The 23,867-nt window shown below is 71.6% G+C and carries 24 protein-coding genes, 1 tRNA gene and 1 pseudogene; 11 read left to right on the top strand and 15 right to left on the bottom strand.

Annotated features, from left to right (window positions below; translation table 11 throughout):
- Positions 1-9: 9 nt before the first annotated feature.
- From FIF60_RS18010 to aroA, 3 genes are read right to left on the bottom strand one after another with little or no spacing between them, the layout of a single operon-like run.
- Entirely contained in the window at positions 10-1,302 is a 1,293-nt protein-coding gene (locus tag FIF60_RS18010; protein WP_144299676.1) for a hypothetical protein, read from the bottom strand.
- Between the two features lie 35 nt (positions 1,303-1,337).
- Entirely contained in the window at positions 1,338-1,991 is a 654-nt protein-coding gene (gene cmk / locus FIF60_RS18005; RefSeq protein ID WP_144299675.1) for a (d)CMP kinase, read from the bottom strand.
- 10 nt (positions 1,992-2,001) lie between these two features.
- The gene (gene aroA / locus FIF60_RS18000; RefSeq protein WP_144299674.1) at positions 2,002-3,345 is read right to left on the bottom strand and encodes a 3-phosphoshikimate 1-carboxyvinyltransferase; all 1,344 of its coding nucleotides are present in this window, start codon (positions 3,343-3,345) and stop codon (positions 2,002-2,004) included.
- A 138-nt stretch (positions 3,346-3,483) separates the two neighbouring features.
- On the opposite strand from aroA, the gene FIF60_RS17995 reads away from it, so the two are divergent.
- Positions 3,484-3,822 (top strand): TIGR02300 family protein, encoded by a 339-nt coding sequence (locus tag FIF60_RS17995; protein WP_144299673.1) that lies wholly within the window; start codon positions 3,484-3,486, stop codon positions 3,820-3,822.
- A gap of 2 nt (positions 3,823-3,824) precedes the next feature.
- Here the strand turns inward: FIF60_RS17995 and FIF60_RS17990 are convergent, their stop codons facing one another.
- Positions 3,825-5,072: a class I SAM-dependent methyltransferase gene (locus FIF60_RS17990; protein WP_144299672.1), complete on the bottom strand. Its 1,248-nt coding sequence runs from the start codon at positions 5,070-5,072 to the stop codon at positions 3,825-3,827.
- A gap of 15 nt (positions 5,073-5,087) precedes the next feature.
- On the opposite strand from FIF60_RS17990, the gene FIF60_RS17985 reads away from it, so the two are divergent.
- Genes FIF60_RS17985 through rlmN form a run of 3 tightly spaced genes read left to right on the top strand, consistent with a single transcriptional unit; the run spans position 5,088 to position 7,478 of the window.
- Positions 5,088-5,651 carry an RNA methyltransferase gene (locus tag FIF60_RS17985; protein WP_144299671.1) on the top strand — a complete coding sequence of 188 codons (564 nt, stop codon included), beginning with the start codon at positions 5,088-5,090 and terminating at the stop codon, positions 5,649-5,651.
- 41 nt (positions 5,652-5,692) lie between these two features.
- The gene (locus FIF60_RS17980; RefSeq protein WP_144299670.1) at positions 5,693-6,271 is read left to right on the top strand and encodes a hypothetical protein; all 579 of its coding nucleotides are present in this window, start codon (positions 5,693-5,695) and stop codon (positions 6,269-6,271) included.
- Between the two features lie 10 nt (positions 6,272-6,281).
- Positions 6,282-7,478, top strand: a complete 1,197-nt coding sequence (gene rlmN, locus FIF60_RS17975; RefSeq protein ID WP_144299669.1) for a 23S rRNA (adenine(2503)-C(2))-methyltransferase RlmN — start codon at positions 6,282-6,284, stop codon at positions 7,476-7,478.
- Positions 7,479-7,538: 60 nt separating this feature from the next.
- Here rlmN and FIF60_RS17970 read toward each other — a convergent pair whose 3' ends face one another.
- The 3 genes from FIF60_RS17970 to FIF60_RS17960 form a co-directional block, all read right to left on the bottom strand.
- Positions 7,539-7,841 (bottom strand): hypothetical protein, encoded by a 303-nt coding sequence (locus FIF60_RS17970; RefSeq protein ID WP_144299668.1) that lies wholly within the window; start codon positions 7,839-7,841, stop codon positions 7,539-7,541.
- A gap of 229 nt (positions 7,842-8,070) precedes the next feature.
- Positions 8,071-8,313 (bottom strand): hypothetical protein, encoded by a 243-nt coding sequence (locus FIF60_RS17965; protein WP_144299667.1) that lies wholly within the window; start codon positions 8,311-8,313, stop codon positions 8,071-8,073.
- Positions 8,314-8,521: 208 nt separating this feature from the next.
- Positions 8,522-8,752, bottom strand: coding sequence for a hypothetical protein (locus tag FIF60_RS17960; protein WP_144299666.1), 231 nt, complete (start codon positions 8,750-8,752; stop codon positions 8,522-8,524).
- A 260-nt stretch (positions 8,753-9,012) separates the two neighbouring features.
- Here FIF60_RS17960 and FIF60_RS17955 point away from each other — a divergent pair, with 260 nt between their 5' ends.
- Entirely contained in the window at positions 9,013-10,170 is a 1,158-nt protein-coding gene (locus FIF60_RS17955; protein WP_144299665.1) for an MFS transporter, read from the top strand.
- Positions 10,171-10,173: 3 nt separating this feature from the next.
- Here FIF60_RS17955 and FIF60_RS17950 read toward each other — a convergent pair whose 3' ends face one another.
- On the bottom strand, positions 10,174-11,220 hold the full coding sequence (locus FIF60_RS17950) for a hypothetical protein (protein WP_144299664.1): 1,047 nt from the start codon (positions 11,218-11,220) through the stop codon (positions 10,174-10,176).
- Positions 11,221-11,357: 137 nt separating this feature from the next.
- On the opposite strand from FIF60_RS17950, the gene FIF60_RS17945 reads away from it, so the two are divergent.
- Positions 11,358-12,587 carry an argininosuccinate synthase gene (locus FIF60_RS17945; RefSeq protein ID WP_144299663.1) on the top strand — a complete coding sequence of 410 codons (1,230 nt, stop codon included), beginning with the start codon at positions 11,358-11,360 and terminating at the stop codon, positions 12,585-12,587.
- On the opposite strand, the gene FIF60_RS17940 is transcribed toward FIF60_RS17945, so the two are convergent.
- Positions 12,523-13,503 carry a LysR family transcriptional regulator gene (locus tag FIF60_RS17940; protein ID WP_144299662.1) on the bottom strand — a complete coding sequence of 327 codons (981 nt, stop codon included), beginning with the start codon at positions 13,501-13,503 and terminating at the stop codon, positions 12,523-12,525. The two genes, FIF60_RS17945 and FIF60_RS17940, sit on opposite strands and share 65 nt — an antisense overlap.
- An 85-nt stretch (positions 13,504-13,588) precedes the next feature.
- On the opposite strand from FIF60_RS17940, the gene FIF60_RS17935 reads away from it, so the two are divergent.
- Together FIF60_RS17935 and FIF60_RS17930 are read left to right on the top strand one after the other, a co-directional pair.
- Positions 13,589-14,347, top strand: coding sequence for a sulfite exporter TauE/SafE family protein (locus tag FIF60_RS17935; protein WP_144299661.1), 759 nt, complete (start codon positions 13,589-13,591; stop codon positions 14,345-14,347).
- A 63-nt stretch (positions 14,348-14,410) separates the two neighbouring features.
- Positions 14,411-14,899 (top strand): tellurite resistance TerB family protein, encoded by a 489-nt coding sequence (locus FIF60_RS17930; RefSeq protein ID WP_144299660.1) that lies wholly within the window; start codon positions 14,411-14,413, stop codon positions 14,897-14,899.
- A gap of 116 nt (positions 14,900-15,015) precedes the next feature.
- Here FIF60_RS17930 and FIF60_RS22155 read toward each other — a convergent pair.
- The 6 genes and pseudogenes from FIF60_RS22155 to FIF60_RS17900 form a co-directional block, all read right to left on the bottom strand.
- A pseudogene (locus FIF60_RS22155) lies at positions 15,016-15,204 on the bottom strand (DUF1330 domain-containing protein); the annotation flags it as partial.
- A gap of 87 nt (positions 15,205-15,291) precedes the next feature.
- Positions 15,292-16,614 (bottom strand): DEAD/DEAH box helicase, encoded by a 1,323-nt coding sequence (locus FIF60_RS17920; RefSeq protein WP_144299659.1) that lies wholly within the window; start codon positions 16,612-16,614, stop codon positions 15,292-15,294.
- Positions 16,615-16,851: 237 nt separating this feature from the next.
- Positions 16,852-17,091 (bottom strand): hypothetical protein, encoded by a 240-nt coding sequence (locus tag FIF60_RS17915; RefSeq protein WP_144299658.1) that lies wholly within the window; start codon positions 17,089-17,091, stop codon positions 16,852-16,854.
- Positions 17,088-17,948 (bottom strand): bifunctional methylenetetrahydrofolate dehydrogenase/methenyltetrahydrofolate cyclohydrolase FolD, encoded by an 861-nt coding sequence (folD, locus tag FIF60_RS17910; RefSeq protein ID WP_144299657.1) that lies wholly within the window; start codon positions 17,946-17,948, stop codon positions 17,088-17,090. The genes FIF60_RS17915 and folD overlap by 4 nt, the downstream gene beginning before the upstream one ends.
- Positions 17,945-18,220, bottom strand: coding sequence for a DUF167 domain-containing protein (locus FIF60_RS17905; RefSeq protein WP_144299656.1), 276 nt, complete (start codon positions 18,218-18,220; stop codon positions 17,945-17,947). The genes folD and FIF60_RS17905 overlap by 4 nt, the downstream gene beginning before the upstream one ends.
- Positions 18,221-18,250: 30 nt before the next feature.
- Positions 18,251-18,541 (bottom strand): YggT family protein, encoded by a 291-nt coding sequence (locus FIF60_RS17900; protein ID WP_144299655.1) that lies wholly within the window; start codon positions 18,539-18,541, stop codon positions 18,251-18,253.
- A 145-nt stretch (positions 18,542-18,686) separates the two neighbouring features.
- Here FIF60_RS17900 and FIF60_RS17895 point away from each other — a divergent pair.
- From FIF60_RS17895 to FIF60_RS17885, 3 genes are all read left to right on the top strand, one after another.
- A tRNA-Ala gene (locus tag FIF60_RS17895) sits at positions 18,687-18,762 on the top strand.
- A gap of 159 nt (positions 18,763-18,921) precedes the next feature.
- Positions 18,922-20,712, top strand: a complete 1,791-nt coding sequence (locus FIF60_RS17890; protein WP_144299654.1) for an NAD(P)/FAD-dependent oxidoreductase — start codon at positions 18,922-18,924, stop codon at positions 20,710-20,712.
- A 198-nt stretch (positions 20,713-20,910) separates the two neighbouring features.
- A complete protein-coding gene (locus FIF60_RS17885; RefSeq protein ID WP_144299653.1) occupies positions 20,911-23,547 on the top strand; it encodes an ATP-binding protein in 2,637 nt (878 codons plus the stop codon).
- Positions 23,548-23,867 lie beyond the last annotated feature (320 nt).

The following is a 23,867-nucleotide window of genomic DNA, read 5'->3' as shown; positions in this document are numbered from 1 at the left end:
GGCGCGGCCTCAGGCGAAGAGCACGTTGAGGTCGGTCAGGGTGAGCGCGGGGTTGTAGGCGATGCCGTCGAGCACGATGCCCTCGCGGTTCGTCGGCCCGACGAGCAGCCCTGTCGTGCCGGCGATGTCGACGACGCGCGCGGCCGTTCCGGCATCGAGCAGGATGCTGTCCTGCCCCGGGTCGTAGAGGCGGATTCCGTCCACGCCCTGGCCCGGTCCAAAATGGAATACGTCCTCGCCCTCAGTCGCCTCGTGCATCTCGCCGACCCAGGCCGCGCGCGTGACGGTCGTCGTGCGCATGTCGGTCGTGTTCTGCGTATTCACGTCGCGTAGCCAGGCGATCGGGTCGCCCGAGGCATCGGTTCCCGAGAACCGCACCGTCGCGGCGGCAGAGAGCGGCACCCAGACGAACGCCGAGCTGTTCGCATCGACCATGGCGCTGCCTGGCAGATCGGCCCCGCCGACGATTTGCACCTCGAGCGTCACGGCCAGCGCGCCGGCGTTGTCGATGCGGTAGAGATGTCCGTCGCGCAGCCCGTCGCCGTCGAGGTCCGCCCAGGCGATGGACACCTGCCGCGTGCTGCCGGGGCCGGGCAGGCTCGCCGTCGTCGGCGCGATGACCTGGACCGAGGACGGGTCATCGGCCACGGCCTCGACGACCCAGGACGGGGCGACGCGGCGCGTGACGGTCAGCGTCGCGATGATGCCTTCGCTGCTCGTGCCGAAGAACAGCGTTGGAACCGGATCGGGCTCCGGACCAGGATCGGTGGGGCCAGGCCCGGTTGGGCCAGGGCTGGTCGGACCTCCGCCGAAGCCCCCTTGCCCCGCCCCGCCGGGATTGTTCGTGCCCACGACGAAGGGCGGGAAGGGAAGGGAGGCAAGGTCCTGCTCCCGCGGTCCGACGACCAGGTTGTTGGCGCGGCCGGCGGTCGCTCCCGGCCCGTCATCGCCGCTGCCTGCGGGGCTGTCGGGCGCGGCTTCGGAATTCCGGGCGCCGAGAGGCGGCTGGGGTGGTCCTGGCGGGGCCGGCGGCGTGGTCTGCTCCGCGGCGGGCGTCCAGTTCACTTCCGCCGAGGCGGTGACGAACCCGGCCATCTCATGCAGCTCGCCTGCCTCGAGCGGCCAGGGCGGCAGGGTGAGCGCGGAAGCGTCGAAGCGTTCACCCCCGGGAGAGGTGTCAGCGTCGGCTTCGGCACGCGCCGGGGAGGTGACGAGGGGAGCGAGGGCGAGGAAGGAGGCGGCGCCGAGGGCGCTCAGCCTGCCATCCCTGCCCGCCTTCTGCGGGGAGGGTGCGTTCTGCATGCCATGATCTTCGCGACATGCGAATGAATGGAGGGTTAACGGCCGGTTGTATAGAGGGTAAGTTCCACAACCTTTATTGCAGCCTGAAATGCCTGCTCTGCGTCGAGCGCGGTCGTGTCGATGGTCACCGCGTCGGGGGCTGGTTTCAGCGGAGCCACGGGGCGATTCGCGTCCTGCGCGTCGCGATCGCGGATCTCGGCCTCCACCTGGGCCGGGTCAGCCTGGATGCCCCGGCCGAGCAGCTCGAGATGCCGGCGCCTCGCCCGTTCCGTCACGCTCGCGGTCACGAACAGCTTCACCGGCGCGTCGGGAAAGATGACCGTGCCGATGTCGCGTCCGTCGAGCACGGCCCCACGCTCCTCGCCGAAGCGGCGCTGGAAGGCGACGAGCGCGGCCCGCACCGCCGGGATGGCTGCGACCGCCGAGGCGGCGAAGTCCGCCTCCGGGCCACGCAGGTCACCCCGCTCGAGATCGCGCGCGGAGAGCGCCTTGGCTTCCGCCTCGGCGAGCACGGCATCCCGCGGGTCGGCGCCACGGTCGAGCACGCGGCGCCCGACGGCGCGGTAGAGCAGCCCCGTGTCGAGATAGGGCAGGCCCAGCGTCGCGGCGAGGCGGCGGGCGAGCGTGCCCTTGCCGGCAGCCGCCGGCCCGTCGATTGCGATGACGCGGAGCGGCCCCGCCTGGCTCATGCCGCCCCGCTCACGCCGCCTCAATCGAGGCACCGAGGCCGCGCATCAGCGCGCCGAAGCCGGGGAAGGAGGTGTCGATGAACCCGCCGTCATCGACGCGCACCGGCTCCGCCGTCACCTGGCCGAGCACGAGGAAGCTCATCGCGATGCGGTGGTCCATGTGCGTCTCGACCGTGGCGCCGCCCTTCGGCGGCTCGCCGGTGCCGTGCACCAGAAGGTCGTCGCCCTCGATGGAGACGCGCGCGCCGCAGGCGGCGAGCCCGGTGGCGATCGCCGCGAGACGGTCGCTCTCCTTCACGCGGAGCTCGGCGAGCCCGCGCATGCGCGTGGTGCCCGAGGCGCAGGCCGCGGCGACGGCGAGGATGGGGAACTCGTCGATCATCGAGGCCGCGCGCGAGGCCGGAACGTCGACCCCCATCAGCGGCGAGGAGGAGACGGTCAGGTCGGCCACCGTCTCGCCCGCCTCGTCGCGCTCGTCGAGGATCTCGATGTCCGCGCCCATCTCGGCGAGGGTGGTGTAGAGGCCGGCCCGAAGCGGGTTCACCCCGACCCCCTCGAGCGTGACCGAGGAGCCCGGAACGATCAGCGCGGCGACCGCGGGAAAGGCCGCCGAGGACGGGTCGGCCGGCACGGCGACGGGGCGACCGGTGAGCTCTGGCTGGCCGGTGAGCAGGATCTCACGCCCGCCATCCTTCGTTTCCGCCACCTCCACCGTCGCGCCGAAGCCGCGCAGCATGAGCTCGGTATGGTCGCGCGTTGGCGTCGGCTCGACGACACGGGAGATGCCTGGCGCGGAGAGCCCGGCGAGCAGCACGGCCGACTTCACCTGCGCGGAGGCGACGGGAACGGTATAGTCGGCCGGAAGCGGCGTCGCCGCGCCCTTGATGGCGAGTGGCAGGCGGCCGCCCTCGCGCGCCCAGAACGTTGCGCCGAGCGCCGACAGCGGGTCGATCACCCGCTTCATCGGGCGCCGCCGGAGCGAGGCATCGCCCGTCATCACCGCGAAAAGCGGGTGGCCGGCGAGGATGCCGGCAAGAAGCCGCGCGGCCGTGCCGCTGTTGCCCATGTCGAGAACGTCAGCCGGCTCGGCGAGCCCGCCGATGCCGCGGCCGGAGACGGTGTAGGCGCCATCCTCGTGGCGGGTGACGGTGGCGCCCAGCGCGCGCATCGCCGCTGCCGTGCGCAGCACGTCCTCGCCCTCGAGCAGGCCAGTGATTCGCGTCTCGCCGACGGCGAGGCCGCCGAGCATCACCGCGCGGTGGCTGATCGACTTGTCCCCGGGAACACGCACCGACCCGGAGAGCGGACTGGCGGCGCGCCGCGCGGTCATCGGCGTCTTCTGTGCATGGCTCATGCGGGGCATATCGCACAGCCGACAGGCGATGGGCAGAGGGTGCGGAAGCGAGCCCCGCGGGCCCCCGCATTTGACAGGGCAGGCGGGCTGTGGCATCGCGCCGCCCCTGTCGTTCGCTGCCTCCGCAGGAGTATCGCGATGGCGAAGCCCGAGCTTGGTCTGAAGCGCGTCTGCGTGGCGTGCAACGCGAAGTTCTACGATCTGATGAAGTCGCCTGCCGTGTGCCCCAAATGCGGTACCGAGCAGCCTGCCGAGCAGCCGCGCGCACGCCGCCCCGGCGCGGCGGCTTCGGCCGCGGCGGAGCAGCGCAAGCGGCCGGTGCCCTCGCCTGTGCCCGAGGATGTCGAGGTCGAGGTCGAGGCAGACGAGACCGAGGACGATGCGGTGCTCGAGGATGCCGACGAGCTCGAGGACAACCCCGACGAGCTCGCCGCAGACATTGAGGTCGAGCCGAACGACGGCGACGAGGACAGGTAGGCTCAGCCCTCCGGCGCGGCGAGCAGCAGCTTGTTGGCCGCGTTGAGCCCGGCATAGAGCGCGGACCAGCTGCGCCGCGCCTTCTCCTGCCCCGCCGCTGCGCCGACCTCGGCGATAATCGACCCGATGCTGCGCCTGCCGTCGATGCGCCCGAGCAGGGCGGGGCCAAGCGGCGGGATCGGCACCTGGGCGCGGAACCCGTCGAGATTGATGGCGATGCGCTGGCCAGGCGCCAGCGAGGCAGCGAGCGCCGCCCCATCGAGATCGCGCAGCACGGGGATGCGGGTGTCGTCTGTCGGCTCCGGTGCCGACCAGCCTTCCGCCTCGCGCGCGGCGTAGACGATGTGCACCGCCATCGTGCCGGCAAGCGACTCGGCGAGGGCCTCGCGCTCCGGCCTCGCCAGTTGCGCGGCGCGCTCGCGCAACCGCGGCTCCGCCAGGTAGGTCGCAGGATCGTAGCGAAGCGGCTCGACGAAGGACGTCGGCGCGAGCCCGGCCATCGCCAGCAGGGCGTACAGCTGCGGCACGGTGTAGGGCCTGTCGCGGCCGTGCAGAAGCAGGTCGACGAGTCCTGAATCGCCGCCTTCGAGATGGTCGCGGATGCCTGGGTTGCGGGCGAGCCAGTGCGTCTCCGGCAGCGCGCGCACGAGCCGCCGCGCCGTCTCGACCCGCGCCTTCAGCGGCTCCGACGCTGGCGCGAGCAGGGAGAGCGCGTCCTGCGCCATGTAGACGCCCGTCCTGCCATGCGGGGCATAGACCATCAGCCCCATGCCGCCGCCCGGGGCGAGAACCGAGGCGAGCGCCGCAAGACCCGCCTCCGGCTCCGGAAGGTGATGCAGCACGCCGCAGCAATCGATGTAGTCGTAGGGCCCCGGCGCGATGCCAGGCAGGTCGAGGATCGAGCCGCGGACGAAGCGCACGCGGTGGCCGAGGCCGCGCGCGGCGATGCGCTTCTCTGCGATCGAAGCGGCCGCGGCCGATCTGTCGAGATAGGTGAGCTGCCCTGGGCGCCCCACGCTCTCCAGCTGCTGGGCGAGCATCACGAGCGCATCGCCCGTGCCACCTCCGGCGACCAGGACCGAGAGCGGCCGCGTGGGCGGGCGGCGTGCGCCGAACACCCAGTGGTCGATCTCCGCGAGGAAGGAGGGGCTTCCCACCACCAGCCGGCGCGCCTCGTCCCTGGCGTCGCGCGCCGGGTAGGGGTAGGCCTCGTACTGGGCGGCGACCCCGTCGTCGGTCCGGTCATTCATGCGGGGATACCTTCGGTGGAAGCGGCGCGCGGCTGGTTCGGCATCGGCATGGAGGGGGTGAGCAAGGCGGGCAATGCCGGGGCGGTGTTCCGCACCGCGCACGCCTTCGGCGCGTCCTTCCTGTTCACGGTGGGCGAAAGCCCGGGCCTCGCCGCAACGCGCATCGCCGACACCTCGGACGCGACGCGGCACCTGCCCTTCTACCGCTGGCCCTCCGTCGAGGCCATGGGGCTGCCAAGGCATGCGCGGCTCGTCGGCGTCGAGGTGGTTGAGGAGGCGATCCCACTCCCCTCGTTCCGACATCCCCTGCAGGCCGCCTACGTGTTCGGGCCGGAACGGGCGAGCCTCTCGCCGGCGATGCTCGCATCCTGCGACTACGTCGTCCGCATCCCCACGCGGTTCGCGGTCAACCTCGCCGTGGCTGCCGCGATCGTGATGTATGACCGCGCCCTGGTGCATGGCCGCTTCGCCGAACGCCCAGTGGGCGAAGGCGGGCCGGCCGAACCCCTCGCGCCGCACCGGCACGGCAGGCCGATCTTCCGCCGCGGCCTGCCGCCCCTGTTCCGAGATCAGGGCTGATGCGCTTGAGGCCGGGCCTCGCGCGTTCTATGTCACCCTGCATGATCCCGACGCGCATGATCCTCGCCGCAGCGGCGCTCGTCGTCGCGTTTCCCGCGCTCGCGCAGCAGGCGCCGCAGCGCCCTGCCCAGCCGCAGCGCCCTACGCAGCCCCAGCAGGCCCAGGCCCAGGCCCAGGCCCAGGGCGGGCCGAGCTCGATCGGCCGTTTCGACGACTGGGAGGCAGCGACACTGTCCGAGCGCGGCCAGAAGGTCTGCTACGCCTTCACGCGCGCGGCGGCCTCCGCGCCTGCTGTGCAGGGGCGGGGCGAGGTGGTGCTCGTGCTCACCCATCGCGGCCGCTCGCGCGACGAGGTGGCCGTGCGCGCGGGCTACACCTATCCGAACAACGCCGAGCCTGCGGGCACGGTGGAGGCCTCGAGCGGTAACATCGCCCTCGCCTTCTTCGCTGCCGGCGAGGCAGCCTTCGCCCGCGACCGTGCCGCTGCCGTGAACGCCTTCGAGCGTGGCCGCTCTCTCAGGCTTGCCGGCCCCGGGCCGCGCGGCGGAACGGTGACGGACGTGTTCTCGCTTCGCGGCTTCACCGCGGCGCGCCGGGCGATCGGCGAGGCCTGCAAGTGAGCGCGGCGAGGTGAGCGCCCCCACCGCGTCGCTGACTGCGGAAGAGGCCGCGCGCATCGGTGCGAAGGCCGCGCTGTTCGCGCCTCCCGATGCCGTTCTCCAGGACGGCAGGCGCGACCTCGTCGGCCTCACGCGCGAGGAGATCGCCGCCGCCATCGAGGCGATGGGAGAGGAGCCGAAGGCGGCGAAGCTTCGCGCCAAGCAGCTCTGGCATTGGATCTACCACCAGGGCGTGACCGACTTCTCGCGCATGAGCACCATCGCCAGGCCCATGCAGGCGCGGCTGGCGGAGCGCTTCATCGTCGGCCGCCCCGGCACCGTCGAGGACAGGCTCTCTGCCGACGGCACCCGCAAGTGGCTGTTCCGCTTCCGTGACGGCCAGGAGGCAGAGACCGTCTACATCCCCGACCCGGATGAGCCGCGCGGGTCGGTGTGCATCTCGAGCCAGGTCGGCTGCACGCTCTCCTGCCGCTTCTGCCACACCGGCACGCAGCGGCTCGTGCGCAACCTCGGTGCCGCCGAGATCGTCGGGCAGTTCATGGCCGCCCGTGATGCCTATGGCGAGTGGCCGAGCCCGAAGGGCGAGGCGCCACGGCTTCTCTCCAACATCGTGCTGATGGGCATGGGCGAGCCGCTCTACAACTACGACAACGTCGCCCGCGCGATGACCATCGCGATGGATCACGAGGGGCTGTCGCTGTCGCGCCGCCGCATCACGCTTTCGACCTCCGGCGTCGTTCCGATGATGGATCGGTGCGGTACCGAACTCGGCGTCAACCTCGCCGTGTCGCTGCACGCAGTAACGGACGAGCTGCGCAACGAGCTCGTGCCGCTGAACCGCAAGTATCCGATCGCCGAGCTGATGGCCGCCTGCCGGCGCTATCCGGGTGCATCGAACGCGCGGCGAATCACGTTCGAATACGTGATGCTGAAGGGCGTGAACGACAGCGTGGCGGAAGCGCGCGAGCTCGTCCGCCTGATCCGCGGCCTGCCTGCGAAGGTGAACCTGATCCCGTTCAACCCCTGGCCTGGCTCCTCCTACGAGACCTCAACGCAGGCCGCCATCCGCGCCTTCGCAGCAATCGTGATGGAGGCCGGCTACGCCGCGCCCGTCCGCAGCCCGCGCGGGCGCGACATCCTCGCTGCCTGCGGCCAGCTCAAGACGGCAAGCGAACGGGCGAGAAAGGCGACGCGCCCCGCCGCCTGACCGTTCCTGGGCAAGCGAACGGGGGGCACAGAGCCCCCCGTTCTTTCTAAACCACTCTGATCACTGCCTGCGCGTCGGCGGCACGGTCTGCTCGCCCGTCACGGGCGGGCGCGGGTTGTGCGCATCGACCGAGCGGTTCGGTGCCTGCTCGCCGAAGCGGGGTGGGCGATCCGATCCGCCGGTGCGCAGATCCGGCGTCGTGATGGCGCGGGGCTCGCCGCGCACAGGCTGCTCGCCTGGAACGGCGGGGCGAACCGCGCTCGAGCCCGGCGGCGCGACAGCGGTCGTGCCCTGCTGCGACGTTGCGAAGGCCGGGGCGGAGAAGGCGAGGAGGGCGGCGGCGAGAAGCGTCTTCTTCATCATGCGTGGAGTCCTCCGGTTCCGTGGTTGGAGGCCGGATCCATCCGGCTCCCTCACGCATCCAACGGACCAGCAGCGTTCGGGTTGTCCAGCTCACGCGCACGTTTCCTCACGCGGGCGTGGATTTATGATGGCTTATCAGAACATTCCGTAAAAAGGACGAAGTGTCAGAATGCGAAACGGGGGTCGCGCGCGACCCCCGTTCCGGCAGTGCTTGAGAGTTCGGTCGCGGTCACACCCGCGGGCCGACATACCCCTCGCTGCTCTGCGCGACATTGCTCGGCTTGCCGGTCTGCACCGAGGCGTTGGCCTGCGGCGCGAACACGGGCGCACCCTCTGCCCCGGCGGTCGAGAAGGAGGGGGCGGCGATCACGGAGGCCGTGCCCTTCACCGGCGCCTCGGAGGAGGCGTAGGCGGGAAGCCCGGCGAGCAGGAGCGAGAGGCCGAGCAGCGAAGCGTTCAGGGTCTTGTTCATCGTCATGGTTTCCTTCGGTTGCTGGGAGGCCGTTCTGGCCGCCCGTCTGGCGAGGAGGTATCGCTCCCCGCGGTTGCATCGGTGTTTCGGCGCGTGCGGAATGCGGTTTCCAAGGTTTCAGCGCCGCGCCGTTCCGTGCATGCCTGCGATGCGCGGACGGAACGACCTCGCTGGAGCGTGCGTTCCGTGCCGCGAACGAGACCGCGCCTCACCCGCGCGGCCGCTGGGATGCCTCGGCAGCGGTCGCCATTACCGTGGCGCTGTCTCCGCGCACCAGCACCTCCATCATGCCGAACATCGGCGCCGACTCACTTCCGGTGACAATCTGCACCGGCGCGACGATCGGGCGTGCCGGGCCCGTCACGGGTGCTTCCGAGGAAGCGATCGCAGGAGCGCCGAGCATTGCGAGAGCGGCGGCAGCGATAAGGGTCGTCCTCATGGTCGTTTCTCCTTACGTTTGATTATCGTTCCGCTTCGGGGTCTCCGGAGCGCGCGACGCTGTGCGTCACTGCACCGTCTTCGCCGCCGGCCTCGCCAGGGATGCGTACGCCGCGCGCATGCGTGGGCCGCGTCGGGCGCGCGTAACCTCCCGCCGCATGGCGGCGAAACCCCTCCGAACGCTCACGGAGCCGTGCGCGACGCGTTGCGACACCGAAAGCCTCCCTGGCGCCGGCGCCCGGGCCGGGCGAGGATCGGCCCGTGTCGCCCCCGCACGTCTCTCCCCCGCTGCCGATCCTGATCGTCGCCGCCTTCCTGTCCGGCGCCGGCATGCGCGTGGCCGACCCGCTTCTCGCTGCCATCGCCACGGGCTTCGGCGCCACGATCTCGGCCGCTGCCGCCACGGTCGCCGCCTTCACCTTCGCCTACGGCATCGCTCAGCCGGTGCTCGGGCCTCTGGGCGACCGCTTCGGCAAGCTCAGGCTCATCGCCGCCTGCATGGCCTGCTACGGCGCGGCGACGGTTGCCTCCGCCGCGGCGCCAAGCCTCGAGGCGCTGATCCTCCTGCGCGCTGTTGCCGGCGCCTTCGCGGGCGGGCTTATCCCCGTCGCCATCGCGCTGATCGGCGACACGACCCCCTATGGCGACCGGCAGGCGACGCTCGGGCGGTTCATGACCGGGATGGTGTTCGCCAATCTCACCGCCGCACCGCTCGCTGGCCTCGCCGGGGACATCGTCGGCTGGCAGCCTGTGTTCGCCGCCCTCGGCGCGCTCGCGCTCGCCGCTGCGCTGCCGCTGTGGCGTGTGGCACGGGCAGCGGCAGCGCCGGCGGCGCATGCGCACGGCTCCGCGCTCGCGCGGATGCTCGGCCTCCTCCGCCGGCCGGCAGCGCGGCGGCTGTTCCTGCTCGTCGCGGTCGAGGGCGCGGTGGCGTTCGGCGCCCCGCCCTTCCTCGGCGCCTTCCTCGTCGAGGGCTACGGCTTCTCGTACTCCTGGGCGGGGGTCGTCCTCGGCGCCGCAGGGCTTGGCGCGCTGCTCTACACGCGCATCGCGGGGCGGCTTGTCCGCCGCTTCGGCGAGAAGGGGCTGCTTGCCGGCGGCGGGCTCGGCCTCGTCGTCTGGCTCGGCGCGATTGCCGCTGCGCCGCCGCCTGCGCTCCTGATGCCGGTGAGCTTCCTCGGCGGGCTCGCGCTCGTCTGCTTCCACGGCGTGTTGCAGGCTCGGGGCTCGGAGATCGCGCCGGAAAGCCGGGCGACCGGCATGGCCGCCTTCGCCTTCTCGCTGTTCGTCGGACAGGCGATCGGCGCGGCGATCGCCGGCCTCGCGCTTCCCGCGCTCGGCTTCCAGGGCCTGTTCGCGGCGGCCACGGCCGTCATGGCCATGCTCGCCGTCGCCGCACGGCTCAGCCCGGCGAAATAGCGCTCAGCAGGCGGCGCGGGGTGTGGCCTCCGTCACGAAGGCGACGAGGCAGGGCCCATAGGTGTCGGCGAACTGCCACTGGTTGCCTGCGTGGTGGCCGGAGAAGCCCTCGGGGCGGTCGATCACCAGCACAGCACCGACGCGCGGGCCGATCACCTCGCGCATCACCTGAACGCGCCCGTCATGATCGGCGATGAAGGGGTCGAGCGCGAACTGCACGAAGGCGACGCGCGCCTGCGTGCTCGCCGCCTCGCGGGCGAGGCGCCGGAACTGGTCGACCTGGCCCGAGAGGTTCATCGACGAACCCTGTCCATGCGCCGCCGCCGAGACGGCGATGCCGGCGTCGATCAGCCCAGGCGTGGCGAGCATCTGCAGCGTGTTCCACCCGCCGCGCGACTGCCCGGACATGACGATCGCGCGGTAGCCGCGCGCGCGAAGGGCGCGAAGCCCCTCGCGCAGCCACGAGGCGGCACGGGTGGCGTCGTCGGTGTTCGGGTGGCGGTCGAACCGGAACACGTCGAAGCCCGCGTTGTTGAACTGCCGCACCCAGGTCTGCGGCTGCTGGCCGCGATAGTCCGCGTCCGCGGCGCCGCGGCCGTGGCCGAACACGATGGCGCCGCGCGCCCGCTCCGGTCCATGCCAGAGATAGCGCGCATCCGGCACCACCTCCCATCCGAAGCCGCCGATACCGAGGCTCGCCGGCGGGGCCTCGGGGGGCGACCAGGCCGCTCCCGGCACGACGATGGCGAGATCGACCGCGTAGAGCGCGCAGGCTGCCCCCTGTGCCCGCTGCGCGCAGTTGGCGAGCGCCCTCTGCTTCGCCTCCTCCGTGTTGCGCGCCCCCCAGGAGCCGCCCGAGACGCCGTTCGGCCCGAACGCGATGGCGCGCCCGATGTTGTAGCCGGTCCACCGCGCATAGAAGGCGTGTGCAGAGGGGGGAAGCTGCGGCAGCGCGGGCGGGGCGAGGATGGGAAGGTCCGGGCGGGGCGGGGGAAGCTGGCCGAGCGCAGGCTCGGCGGCAAGGAGAAGGACGATCAACAGGGCGCGCATGCGGCTCCGCCACGTCATGGGGCCAATGCGTGACGGTGGCATGCGCCAGGGCGGGGCCGCAACGGCCGCCGTGGCTTGCCCCGGCCCGCCCCCCGTGCCAAACCGCCCCGTCCCCCCTTTCCAGCGGAAGCGCCTCGATGTCGAAGAAGAACGTGAAGAAGGTCGTGCTTGCCTATTCCGGCGGCCTCGACACCTCGGTGATCCTGAAGTGGCTGCAGGAAACGTACCGCTGCGAGGTCGTGACCTTCACCGCCGATCTCGGCCAGGGTGAGGAGCTTGAGCCGGCGCGCAGGAAGGCCGAGATGTTCGGCGTGAAGCAGATCTTCATCGACGACCTGCGCGAGGAGTTCGTGCGCGACTTCGTGTTCCCGATGTTCCGCGCCAACGCCGTCTACGAGGGCGTGTACCTGCTCGGCACCTCGATCGCGCGGCCGCTGATCGCCAAGCGGCAGATCGAGATCGCCGAGGAGGTCGGCGCCGACGCGGTGGCACACGGCGCGACCGGCAAGGGCAACGACCAGGTGCGGTTCGAGCTCAGCTACTACGCCCTGAAGCCGGACGTGACGGTGATCGCGCCCTGGCGCGAGTGGGAGCTGACCTCCCGCACCGCGCTGCTCGACTTCGCGGAGAGGCACCAGATCCCCATCGCCAAGGACAAGCGCGGCGAGGCGCCGTTCTCGGTCGATGCGAACCTCCTGCACTCTTCCTCCGAGGGCAAGATCCTCGAGGAGCCCGGCCAGGAGGCGGACGACATCGTCTACCAGCGCACCATCAGCCCGATGGCCGCGCCAGACCGCGTGACGGAGATCTCGATCGACTTCAAGGAGGGCGACGCGGTCGCGCTGAACGGCGAGGCGCTGTCTCCCGCGACGCTGCTCACCCGCCTCAACGCGCTCGGCAAGGAGAACGGCATCGGCCGGCTCGACCTCGTCGAGAACCGGTTCGTCGGCATGAAGAGCCGCGGCATCTACGAGACGCCGGGCGGCACGATCCTGCACGTCGCGCACCGGGCGATGGAGAGCATCACGCTCGACCGCGGCGTGGCGCACCTGAAGGACGAGCTGATGCCGCGCTATGCGGAGCTCATCTACAACGGGTTCTGGTTCGCGCCCGAGCGGCGGATGCTGCAGGCCGCGATCGATGCCTCGCAGGCGCATGTGACGGGCCGCGTGCGGCTGAAGCTCTACAAGGGCAACGTGATCGTCACCGGCCGCGAGAGCCCGCACAGCCTCTACTCCATGAAGTACGTGACGTTCGAGGACGACCAGGGCGCCTACGACCAGGTCGACGCGAAGGGCTTCATCAAGCTGAACGCCCTCCGCCTCCGCCTCGGCGCGATGGCGGGGCGGAAGGGCGGCGCGCTGTAGCCTCCCCGGTCGACGCGGCTGCGGCGAGGTGCTCGACGAGGCGCCTCGCATGCAGCGGCAGCGCTGCGAGCGAGCGCACGCACAGCACGAGCGGGCGGATTGCCCAGGCTTCGTCGAGCGGAATGACCGCGAGGCCCGTGCCCTGCCGCGCGCGTTCGGCCGCGATCTCCGGCACCACGGCGAGGCCGACGCCGCGCGCCGCCATCCGGCACGCCGCGTCGAGCCCGCGCAGCCGCGCACGATAGCGCGGCGCAAGGCCGAGCCGCGCGGCATGGCCCGCGAGATACGTCCCGAGCGCGCTCTCCTGCGCGAGGCCGACGAGATCGTGCCCCAGCACTTCGCGGAAGGTGACGCCACGGCGCCGCGCAAGCGGATGGGTGCGGGGCGCGGCGACCACCAGGCGGTCCTCGCGGAACGGCAGGATCTCGAGCCCCTGCGGCGCGACGGCGCGCGAGAGGATGCCGGCCTCCGCCCGCCCCTGCAGCACGGCGATCGCCACCTCCTCGCTCTGCCGCTCCTCGAGCTCGAGATCGACGCCAGGGTTGGCCGCGAGCCACGGCGCGAGGGCGTCCGGCAGGTGCTCCTCTGCAGCTGCGGTGTTCGCGAAGAGGCGCACGTGGCCGCGCAGTGGCCCGCGCGGCGCGCGGCCTCGCGCGTGGCCCGATAGGGCCCCCTTGAGCTGTTCCATCTGCCCCAGCACGAGGCGCGCCTCGTCGGCCAGCGTCCGGCCCGCCAGGGTGGGCGTGACGCCGCGCCTGCCGCGCAGGAGAAGCGGCGTGCCGAGCGCCGCCTCCATGCCGCGGATGCGCGCGCTTGCCGCAGCGAGCGCGAGCCCGGCGCGCTCCGCACCCGCGGTGATGCTGCCTTCCTCGGCGACAAGGACGAACAGGCGCAGATCGATAAGATCGAAGCTCATGCGCGCGAGCCTACGCGGCGCGCGAAGGCTCGCTCAAGCAATGCCGCATTGTGTGTGGGAGGCCGGCGCGCGAACGATCGCGGCGATGGAAGCGATCACCTCCCACCCTGCCCATGTCGTGCTCACCTTCCTCGTCGCGGGTATGGTCAAGGGCGTGACTGGTCTCGGGCTGCCGACGGTCTCGGTCGGGCTGCTTGGCCTGGTCATGCCGCCGCCGCTTGCTGCGGGCCTGATCGTCGTTCCGTCCTTCGTCACCAATCTCTGGCAGGGCGTGGCCGGCGGCAGCACGCTTGCGCTGCTCGCGCGACTCTGGCCGATGCTTTCGGCGATCGTCGCGGGCGTCGTGGTCGGCGCGGCCTGGTTTCCCGGCGCGGGCGCGGGGGCGACGACGCTTGCGCTCGGCCTGGCGCTGCTCGCCTATGCCGCCTCGGGGCTGCTCCCGCTCCGCCCCGTCACGATGGGCAAGCGCGCCGAAGGCTGGCTCGCGCCCGGTGCGGGGCTCGCGACGGGCCTCGTCACGGCGGGAACGGGCGTGTTCGTGATGCCATCGGTTCCGTTCCTCCAGGCACTCGGCCTGAAGCGGGATGCGCTGGTCCAGGCGCTCGGCCTCGTCTTCACGGTCGCGACCGTCGCGCTCGCCGCGGCTCTCGCGCGCGAGGGCACGCTTGGGGGCGAGCTCGCGCTCTTCTCGTTCCTCGCGCTTGCGCCTGCGTCCGCGGGCATGGCGTTCGGGCAGTGGCTGCGCCCGCGCGTCTCGGCCGTCCTGTTCCGGCGCTGCTTCTTCGCAACGCTTCTCCTGCTCGGTGCGCACCTTGCCGTGACGGGGCTGCGGCGGCTTGCTTGATCGAGGTCAAGGAGACGCCGGAGACGGAGCGGTAGCCTCGCAGTCAAGAACGGGAGGTCGCCGATGAAACCCCATCCGCGCTGCTTCGACCCTATGGTCGAGAAGGTTGCCGCAGAGGCCCGGCACGTCTTGCCCGTCAATCATGGGCAGGGTCATGACGGCACGATCACGCCGCACGGGCCGGCTGCGACCGATCACGCGCTCGCACTGATGCGCGCGATGATCGCCGCCGCGAAATCCGACGGGCAGATCACCGATGACGAGCGCGAGCGCCTGCTCGACCGCATCGGTTGTGCGGAGTTCGACCCCGACGTGCAGGACTGGCTGCAGCGTGAGTTCCGCAGCCCGCTCGATGTCAGCGCCGTCGCCGCGGGCGCGGAGGGAAGCCACCGCCGCGCGGTCGAGCTCTACATCGCCTCGGTGCTGGCAGTCGATCTCGACGCGGAGGCGGAGTTTGCCTGGCTCGCGGAACTTGCCGGGGCACTTGGGCTCGAGGCCGGCATCATCACTGCCATCCACGCCAAGCTCGGCGTGCCGGCACCGCGGGGCTGAGGGAGTGTCGGCTCACCCTGGCTGCGGCCCGTCGTAGCCTTCGGCGATGGCGAGATCGAGCAGCGCCTTGCCCTCGCGTCTGCGTATTCGGGCGAGTGGTAGCAAGCCACGGCTGCCTCGTAGGACGGGAACTCGATGACCACGATGCGTGACCGTGGCGATCCCTCGGGCCGTTCAGCCTGGCCGCCGCGCACGAGGAAGCGCGCGCCGTACTTCGCGAAGGCCACGGCATTCGCCGCGACATAGGCCTTGTAGCCCTCGGGATCCGTCACGTCCCCGAACACCACCCAATACCCCTTTGCCATGCGTCCCTCCTGTTGCGGTGAGGCAACGTACAGGGAGGGCGAAGGGGAGGCGAGCGGCGCGGAGGGAACCCCGCGCCGCCGCCGACGTCAGTGCGCGCTGGCGCGCTGCGGGTGACGCTGGCCGCCGCCGTGCCGGTTCGGGCGCTGCTGGCCCTTGCCCTGGCCGTGGCCATGCGGCCTGCCATGCGGGCGCGGGTGGCCTTCCGGCCGGCCGCCCTGCGGTCGGCCGCCGTGGCCCTGCCTCTGGCCCTGCTTCGGCGGCGGCAGGAAGCTCGGCGTGCCCGGCGGGCGACGGTCGACCGTCGGGATCTTCTGACGGATCAGCTTCTCGATGTCGCGCAGGTAGCTCGCCTCGTCCGGCGCGACGAGGCTGATCGCGATGCCTGCCGCGCCGGCGCGCGCGGTGCGGCCGATGCGGTGGACGTACTGCTCCGGAACGTTCGGCAGGTCGTAGTTCACGACATGCGTCACGCCGTCGACGTCGATGCCGCGGGCGGCGATGTCGGTGGCGACGAGGACGTGGCAGGTGCCGGCGCGGAACTGGGCAAGGGCGCGCTCGCGCTGGCCCTGGCTCTTGTTGCCGTGGATGGCGGCCGCGGCGATGCCTGCCGCCTCGAGCTGCGTGACGATGCGGTCAGCGCCGTGCTTGGTGCGGCTGAACACGAGCGCGCGGCTCATCTCGGGCGCCTTCAGCATCTCGTTCAGGAGCGTGCGCTTGCCGGAATGGTCGGTCAGGATCACCCGCTGCTCGACGCGCTCGGCCGTCGTCGCGACCGGCGCGACGGCCACCTGCACGGGGTCGCGCAGAAGGTCGGAGGCGAGCGAGGCGATCGCCTGCGGCATGGTGGCCGAGAAGAACATCGTGCGCCGCGCCTTGGGCAGGTGCGGCACGATGCGGCGGATCGGCACGATGAAGCCGAGATCGAGCATCTGGTCGGCCTCGTCGAGCACGAAGCACTCGACCTGGTCGAGAAGGATGCCGTTCGTCGACATGTGGTCGAGAAGCCGGCCTGGGCAGGCGACGAGGATGTCGACGCCCTTGGCGAGAACGCGGGCCTGCGGGTTGTGCGGAACGCCGCCGAACACGAGGCCGACGGAGAGGCCCATGTGGCGGCCATAGGCGCGGAAGCTGTCGGCGATCTGACGCGCGAGCTCGCGCGTCGGCGAGAGCACGAGCGCGCGGCACGCACGCTTCGGCGTCGGCCGGCGGTTTGCGGCGAGGTGCTGCAGGATCGGCAGCGCGAAGGCCGCCGTCTTGCCCGTGCCCGTCTGGGCGATGCCCAGGATGTCGCGGCCCTCGAGCGCGGGCGGGATCGCCTGCATCTGGATCGGGGTGGGGGTCTCGTAGCCTTCGTCGGTCAGCGCGCGGAGAAGCGGCGTGGCGAGGCCGAGATCAGTGAATGTCGTCATTGCGTTGGGCAGACTTTCAGTGCGGGCGCGCGCGACCCTGCGCGCTGCGCCTCGTTGCGGGGTCGAACGCCCCGCGTGATCCGGGAGTTCAGTGGAGGTTACTCAGGTGCCTGGCAGGACGCTGCCCAGATCCGGGGCGCGGTTCACGCGGCCATGGCACGGTGCCGGCAACGCGCCGGACGCGAGAGACATGCGGGTTTTGCTGCGTTGCGTCAAGATTCTTGGCGCGGGCGCGCCTCAGCCCCGCTTCTGGAGCAGGTCTTCGATCCGGTTCAGCTGCTGGCGTAGCCGCGCCTGGCCGACGCCGATGGCGGCGAGCGCGAACAGCGTCAGCGCCGTGACGATGCCCGAACCCGCATAGAGAAGCCGCCCCGCGTTCCAGCCCTCGCCACGCAGCGGCGTCGCCTTCGTCGCGAGGTCGAGGCAGGCGAAGAGGGCAAGGAAGGCTATTCCCTGCAGGACGCGCCAGCCCCTCATGCCGCGCGCGCCCCCTTCCCGCGGCGTGCCCGCGCTGCGCTCAGCGTGTTCTCGAGCAGCGTCGCGATCGTCATCGGCCCGACGCCGCCGGGAACCGGGGTGATCCAGCCTGCATGGGCGGAAGCCTCGCCGAACGCGACGTCGCCGGTCAGCGTCCCGTCGGGCCTGCGGTTGATGCCGACATCGATCACGGCAGCGCCGGGGGCAATCCAGTCTCCGCGCACGAGCTCCGGCCGGCCCACGGCGGCGATGACGATCTCCGCGCGGCGGCACTCGGCTGCGAGGTCGCGCGTGCGGCTGTGCGCGAGGGTGACGGTCGCGTCGGCGAGCGTGAGTAGGGCAGCGACGGGGCGGCCGACGATGGTGCTGCGCCCGAGGACGATCGCGCGCGCGCCGGGGACTGGAACGCCGGCTTCGGCAAGCAGCGTCATCACCCCCTTCGGTGTGCAGGCGACGAGAGAGGGCTGGCCGGTGACGAGCCGCCCGACATTGATCGGGTGGAACCCGTCGACGTCCTTCGCCGGGTCGATCGCTTCGATCACGGCCTGGGTGCGGATATGGGCCGGGAGCGGAAGCTGGACGAGGATGCCGTCCACCTCCGGGTCGGCGTTCAGCGCCGCGATCCGCGCGAGCAGCGCGGCCTCGCTCGTCTCGGCCGGCAGCCGCTCCGTGCCGCCCGCGAAGCCCGCCTTGACGGCAGCCTTCTGCTTGTTGCGCACATAGACGGAGGAGGCGGGGTCGTCGCCCACGAGGATGACCGCGAGGCCCGGACGGAAGCCGAGCGTGGCGACCTCCGCGGCGAGCCGCTCGCGCCGGGCGGCGGCGATGGCCTTGCCGTCGATGATCCGCGCGCTCATGCCGGCAGCCGCGCCAGCGACGAGGCGAGGCGGGCCGGGTCGCCCTCGACATGGACGCGCTTCTGCCGCGAGGCGGCGCCGGAGACGAGGGTGCAGCGCGAGGGCGCGACGCCGAGGGCATCGGCGAGAAGTCGGATCACCGCCTCGTTCGCCCGCCCGTCCTCCGGCGGTTCCGTCACCGCCACGCGCAGGACGCCGTCCGTCCCAGCGCCGAGCACGCCCGGGCGGCGCGCCCGGGGCGTCACCTTCAGCGAAACGGTGAGCCCGCTCACGCCAGAGACCTGATCATACCGGCGCCCGGATCATAGAAGAGCGGGGGCCACCGTCGTCGCGAGGAAGATGCGCGCCGCGCTCAGCAGCAGGATCAGCACCAGGGGCGAGATGTCGATGCCGCCGAGATTGGGCAGGAAGTTCCTGATCGGCCGCAGCGCCGGCTCGGTGATCCGCTCGAAGAAATCGCCCACTGCCCAGACGAGCCGGTTGCGTGTGTCGAGGATGCCGAAGGCCACGAGGATCGAGAGGATCGCTGCGATGATCAGCGCCCAGATATAGAGGTTCAGCGCTGTGTCGATCAGCCAGAGAACGGCATACATGCGGCGGGACCGGTCGGTTGCGGACGGGCCCCGACCCTACAGGCGGTAGGGGCCTGGATCAACGCGCCCCGGCCCCGGGCGGTTGTTGACTTCGCCTTGAGCCGCGCCGATAACACGCGCCGCCCGCAGAGCGGGTGGTGGCGACGGGGCTGTAGCTCAGTTGGGAGAGCGCGTCGTTCGCAATGACGAGGTCAGGGGTTCGATTCCCCTCAGCTCCACCACCCCGCCCTCCATCGGCTGACTTGGCCTTCGGCTGACTCGGGCGTTTCCCTCCTCCGCCAATTGTTCCGCAGTTCCGGGCGCTCGGCTTGCGCCGCCTCGCGCGCGGCGGCCATCATCGGCCACCCGCCTCCCTTCCCGCCCGCGAGGGACCGCCCCCGGTGCTCCAGCTCACCGCCGATGACGATGTGAAGGCCTGGCTCGCCCGGTTCTCGGCCGCGCTCGAGACCGGGGATGTCGCGGCCGTGCTCTCCCTGTTCGGAGAGGGCTGCCACTGGCGCGACCTGCTCTGCTTCACCTGGTCGATCGCCACCTTCGACGGTCGTGGCGAGATCGGCGGCATGCTCGAGGCCTGCCTCGCCCGTACCGCGCCCGCCGCTTTCGTGCCCGAGCCAGGGGCGGCGCGGCAGGAAGGCGGCAGCGTCGAGGGCTGGTTCCGCTTCGAGACGGCGCGATTCAGCGGGCGCGGCCACGTGCGGCTGAAGGACGGGCTCTGCTGGACGCTGATGACGGCGGCGCTCGCGCTGAATGGGCATGAGGAGCGGGCGGCCGTGCGGCGCGAGAAGGGCGTCGAGCCCGTCGCCGAGCGTGGCCGGCCGACCTGGATGGAGCAGCGGCTCCGGCGGGCAGAGGCCCTCGGCGTGGCCGAGCAGCCCTACTGCCTGATCATCGGAGGCGGGCAGGGAGGGCTCGCCCTCGCCGCGCGGCTGAACCGGCTCGAGGTGCCGACCCTCGTGGTCGACAGCCTCGCGAGGCCCGGCGACGCCTGGCGCAGGCGCTACCGTTCGCTGCACCTGCACGACCCGATCTGGATGAACCACCTGCCGTACATGCCGTTCCCGGACCATTGGCCGGTCTACATCCCGAAGGACAGGATGGGCGACTGGCTCGAGCTCTACGCAGACGCGATGGACATCCGGTTCTGGGGCAACACGACGGCCCGCGGCGCCCGCTACGACGACGAGGCGAGGCAGTGGACCGTCGCGCTCGAGCGGGATGGCGTGCCCGTCACGCTCCGGCCGCGGCAGCTGGTGCTGGCCACGGGCCTGTCGGGAGCGCCCGCGATGCCGCGCTTTCCCGGCGCCGAGAGCTTCCGCGGCGCGCAGTGCCACTCGAGCGACTTCGGGAGCGGCGAGGCGTACGCCGGCCGCCGCGCCGTCGTCATCGGCTCGAACAACTCCGCCCACGACATCTGCGCCGATCTCTGGGAGCACGGCGCAGAGGTGACGATGGTGCAGCGGTCCTCCACCCTGGTGGCCCGCGGCGAGACGCTGTTTCGGATGATCACGAGCCGGCTCTACTCGGAAGAGGCGGTCGCGGCCGGCATCGGCACCGAGCAGGCAGACTTCATCGCCGCCTCCCGGCCCTTCGCCGTGCTCGCCGGGCTGCATCGCCGGCTCTATGCCGAGCTTCGCGCGGCCGACGCGCCGTTCTACGCCGCGCTCGAGAAGGTCGGGTTCCTTCTCGATTTCGGCGAGGACGAGAGCGGGCTCTCGATGAAGTACCTGCGCCGGGCCTCGGGCTACTACATCGATGTCGGCGCGTCCGACCTCCTGATCCGCGGCGAGGTGGCGCTCGAGAGCGGCGTGACGGTCAGCCGCATCCTGCCCGAGGGCGTGGCGCTCTCCAGCGGGCGGACGCTCCCGGCCGACCTCATCGTCTATGCCACCGGCTACGAGCCGATGGAGAGCTGGATCGCGCGGCTCGTTTCCCCCGAGGTCGCCGAGCGGGTCGGGCATGTCTGGGGGCTCGGGTCGGGCACGCGGCTCGATCCAGGCCCCTGGGTCGGCGAGCTTCGCAACATGTGGAAGCCGACGCGGCAGGAAGGGCTCTGGCTCCAGGCGGGAAACCTGGCCCAGGGGCGCTTCTACTCCCGCATCCTCGCGCTGCAGATCCAGGCCCGCATGCTTGGCCTGGCGGCCCCCGCCTTCGACCCGAAGGGCCTGGGCTGATCCCGACCTGAGGGGGCGAGCGCGGAGCGGAAGCCCGGCTTTCGGCGTGTTTTTATCTGGAGCAATGCATCTCAAGGTTGCAATCCCTGGGTCGCGGCCGACATGATCTGCGCGGGCCATCGACGCTCCTCCGCGCCAGCATGGCGGCGCGCGGAGCGGGCGTGACGGCCATGGCCAGGTCGGGAAGGAGGGTGTGCCGTGCTGCGCGGCCGACCGCTCAGCCTTCGTTCGCTCGTCGCGGCGGCGCTCGCGCTTCTCTCCGCGCTCGCCGTGGCCGCGGCCGTCGCGATCACCGAGCGGGCGGCGACGCGGGAGGCGCGCAACGCCGCGACCGACGGCGTCTCGGCCCTTGCCGCGCTGCTTCGCGACCGGCTCGACCGCAGCATCTTCGAGCGCTACCGCGACATCGTGATCGCCAGCGCGCTGGCCGCCGAAGGCGCCGGCACGCCGGATGACTGGCGACGGACGGTCGCCCACCTGCAGTCGACGTTCCCTGAATATGTGTGGATGGGCATCGCCGATCCCGGTGGGCGGATCATCGCCTCCACGAGCGGGCAGCTGCAGGGGCGCGACGTCTCGGGCAGGCTCTGGTTCCAGGAGGGGCTGCGCGGGGGCTTCGTGGGCGACATCCACGATGCTGGGATGGTCCTCGACGTGGCGACGGCGCCGGACGGCGCGCCGCCGCGGCTGCTCGACATCGCCGCCCCGGTGCCTGACGCCTCCGGCCGGCCCGCCGGCGTGCTCGGCGCCTATCTCGACCGGAGCTGGGTCGAGCCCATGCTCGCACCCGGCACCGCGCCGCTCGACCAGCATGTCGAGGTGTTCCTCGTCAGCGCCGCGCGGCTGGTTCTCGCCGGCCCCGCCGACCATGACATCGCCGCCTTGAACGATAGCCGCCGGGCGCTCGGGCTGTTCGGCGATGCGGAGGAGCACGCCTTCTGGGCCGATGGCGGACGGCACATCGTCGCGCTCGCGCGGAGCGAGGGGCATGGGCTGCTGCCCGGGCTCGGCTGGCAGGTGGTGGTGCGCAAGCCGGCCGAGGTCGCCTTCGCCCCGGTCGATGCGCTGCGGCGGGAACTTCTCGCCGCCGGCGCTGCGATCACGCTGTGCTTCATCGTCGCTGGCTGGCTGCTCGCCACCCTTCTTACGAGGCGCCTTCGCGCTGTCTCCCGCGCGGCAGACCGCATCCGCGCGGGCGAGACCGATGTCGTCATCCCCTCCCCCGGCAGGTTCGCCGAAGCCGTGTCCCTCACCGGCTCGCTTCAGTCGCTCGTGGCGGAACTCACGCGGCGGGAGGCGATGCTCAGCGCGCGTGGCGCCGAGATCGAACGCCGGCAGCGCTTCCTCTCCGCCATCCTGACGAGCATGCAGGATGCGCTGTTCGTCGCGCAGGACGGCAAGGTCGTTTTCGCCAACGAGGCCTGCGCGGGATTGTTCGGCTCGGCCGACCAGGCGGTGCTGATCGGCCGGCCCGTGCTGTCGCTGTTCCGCCCGGGCGATGCGACGCTCGTCGCACGCCGCCTGCGCGGCGAGGAGGGCGTGGCGAGCGCCGTTGAGCTCGAGATCCGCCGCGCCGATGGCCGGGTCGCGTGCGTCGAGCTCAGGGCCGCGGGCTTCGTCGAGGAGACCGGGCTCGCCACGCTCGCGATGCTGCGCGACGTCACCACGCGGCGACAGACCGAGCGACAGCTCCAGCGCGCGGTCCGGCTCGAGGCGGTCGGCCAGCTCACCGGCGGCATGGCGCACGACTTCAACAACCTTCTCTCCGTCGTGCTCGGCAATCTGGAGCTTCTGGAGGAGCAGCTTCGGGACGATCCCGACGCGCATGAGCTCGTCGACGCGGCGATGCAGGCCTCGCTTCGCGGCGGCGAGCTGACGCGGCAGCTCCTCGCCTTCTCGCGGCGCCAGCCCCTCGAGCCCGAGGTATTCGACATGAACGCCCTGGTGCGGCAGACCGCGCAGCTGCTGCGGCGCACGCTCGGCAGCCGGACCGAGGTGCGGCTTGCCTTGCAGGAGCCGCTCTGGCCGGTGGTGGCCGACCCGTCCCAGCTCGAATCCGCGCTCGTCAATCTCTGCATCAATGCGCGCGACGCCATGCCGGCGGGCGGCAGGCTGACCATCGAGACGGCGAACCGAAGCCTCGGCTCGGCCGGCGGCGCGGAGGCAGCCGAAGTCGCGCCGGGCGACTACGTCATGATCGCCGTGTCGGACACCGGCATGGGCATGCCGCCCGAGGTGGTCGACCGTGCCTTCGAGCCCTTCTTCACGACCAAGCCGGAAGGCGAGGGAACCGGGCTCGGCCTCGCGATGATCTGGGGCTTCGCCAAGCAGTCGCGCGGCCATGCGCGGATCCTGAGCGAGCCTGGGCGTGGCACGACCGTGCAGCTTTTCTTCCCGCGCGCCGCGGCCGAGGAGGCCCGGGGCGACACGGAGGGCGAAAGCCGGCCGCAGGCGTCCGAGGACGACATGACCGTGCTGGTCGTGGACGACAACGCGCCGCTTCGCGATGCCACGACGCGCATCCTCTCCCGCCTCGGCTACCACGTTCTCGACGCCGCGAACGCCGCCGATGCGCTCGAGCTTCTGCGTGGGAAAAGGCGAGTCGAGCTGCTGCTGACCGATATAGAGATGCCGGGCGGCATGAGCGGCGAGGAGCTTGCCGGCGAGGCGCGCCGGCTCCGGCCGGGGCTGAAGGTGCTGTTCACCAGCGGCGCGGCGCGGGAGATGGCGATCGACACGCTTCGGAACCTTGCGCCGCGGCCCGAACCGCTTCTCGAGAAGCCCTACCGCCGCGACGACCTCGCGCGATCGGTAGCAGAAGTTCTTCGCGCATAGGTTGAAAAATCTGGGCGGCCATGTGCTACCTGAGGTGGTAATGCAATTGTGTTTTTCGCGTTGATCGAATAGTCTTGCGGAGCAGGCGGAGCATGGTCCGCCAGTCGCTTCCGGGATATGCGCGGAGAACGCACGTGAGGGGTTTGAGAAGTGATGAGCCATGTGCGGATCACGCCCGTTTGCCGAGGGTGTCGAGCGACATGACGACCGAACCGATCAAGGTTCTCGTCGTCGATGACGAGCCGGCTATTTCGCGTGTTCTTTTACGGACACTACGTGCGCGTGGAATTGGTGCGATCTCTGCTCAATCGGCTGACGAG

The sequence above is a fragment of the Elioraea rosea genome (assembly GCF_007644105.1).
Taxonomy (GTDB): Bacteria; Pseudomonadota; Alphaproteobacteria; order Acetobacterales; family Acetobacteraceae; genus Elioraea_A; species Elioraea_A rosea.
Note: the sequence above shows the minus strand (reverse complement) of the source record. Positions and strands in the feature narration are given on the sequence as shown.

Coding starts and splice junctions, on each gene's coding strand:
- FIF60_RS18010 (WP_144299676.1), bottom strand. CDS start 1,302: ATGCAGAACGCACCCTCCCCGCAGAAGGCGGGCAGGGATGGCAGGCTG.
- cmk (WP_144299675.1), bottom strand. CDS start 1,991: ATGAGCCAGGCGGGGCCGCTCCGCGTCATCGCAATCGACGGGCCGGCG.
- aroA (WP_144299674.1), bottom strand. CDS start 3,345: ATGAGCCATGCACAGAAGACGCCGATGACCGCGCGGCGCGCCGCCAGT.
- FIF60_RS17995 (WP_144299673.1), top strand. CDS start 3,484: ATGGCGAAGCCCGAGCTTGGTCTGAAGCGCGTCTGCGTGGCGTGCAAC.
- FIF60_RS17990 (WP_144299672.1), bottom strand. CDS start 5,072: ATGAATGACCGGACCGACGACGGGGTCGCCGCCCAGTACGAGGCCTAC.
- FIF60_RS17980 (WP_144299670.1), top strand. CDS start 5,693: ATGATCCCGACGCGCATGATCCTCGCCGCAGCGGCGCTCGTCGTCGCG.
- FIF60_RS17970 (WP_144299668.1), bottom strand. CDS start 7,841: ATGATGAAGAAGACGCTTCTCGCCGCCGCCCTCCTCGCCTTCTCCGCC.
- FIF60_RS17965 (WP_144299667.1), bottom strand. CDS start 8,313: ATGAACAAGACCCTGAACGCTTCGCTGCTCGGCCTCTCGCTCCTGCTC.
- FIF60_RS17960 (WP_144299666.1), bottom strand. CDS start 8,752: ATGAGGACGACCCTTATCGCTGCCGCCGCTCTCGCAATGCTCGGCGCT.
- FIF60_RS17950 (WP_144299664.1), bottom strand. CDS start 11,220: ATGCGCGCCCTGTTGATCGTCCTTCTCCTTGCCGCCGAGCCTGCGCTC.
- FIF60_RS17945 (WP_144299663.1), top strand. CDS start 11,358: ATGTCGAAGAAGAACGTGAAGAAGGTCGTGCTTGCCTATTCCGGCGGC.
- FIF60_RS17940 (WP_144299662.1), bottom strand. CDS start 13,503: ATGAGCTTCGATCTTATCGATCTGCGCCTGTTCGTCCTTGTCGCCGAG.
- FIF60_RS17935 (WP_144299661.1), top strand. CDS start 13,589: ATGGAAGCGATCACCTCCCACCCTGCCCATGTCGTGCTCACCTTCCTC.
- FIF60_RS17930 (WP_144299660.1), top strand. CDS start 14,411: ATGAAACCCCATCCGCGCTGCTTCGACCCTATGGTCGAGAAGGTTGCC.
- FIF60_RS17920 (WP_144299659.1), bottom strand. CDS start 16,614: ATGACGACATTCACTGATCTCGGCCTCGCCACGCCGCTTCTCCGCGCG.
- FIF60_RS17915 (WP_144299658.1), bottom strand. CDS start 17,091: ATGAGGGGCTGGCGCGTCCTGCAGGGAATAGCCTTCCTTGCCCTCTTC.
- folD (WP_144299657.1), bottom strand. CDS start 17,948: ATGAGCGCGCGGATCATCGACGGCAAGGCCATCGCCGCCGCCCGGCGC.
- FIF60_RS17900 (WP_144299655.1), bottom strand. CDS start 18,541: ATGTATGCCGTTCTCTGGCTGATCGACACAGCGCTGAACCTCTATATC.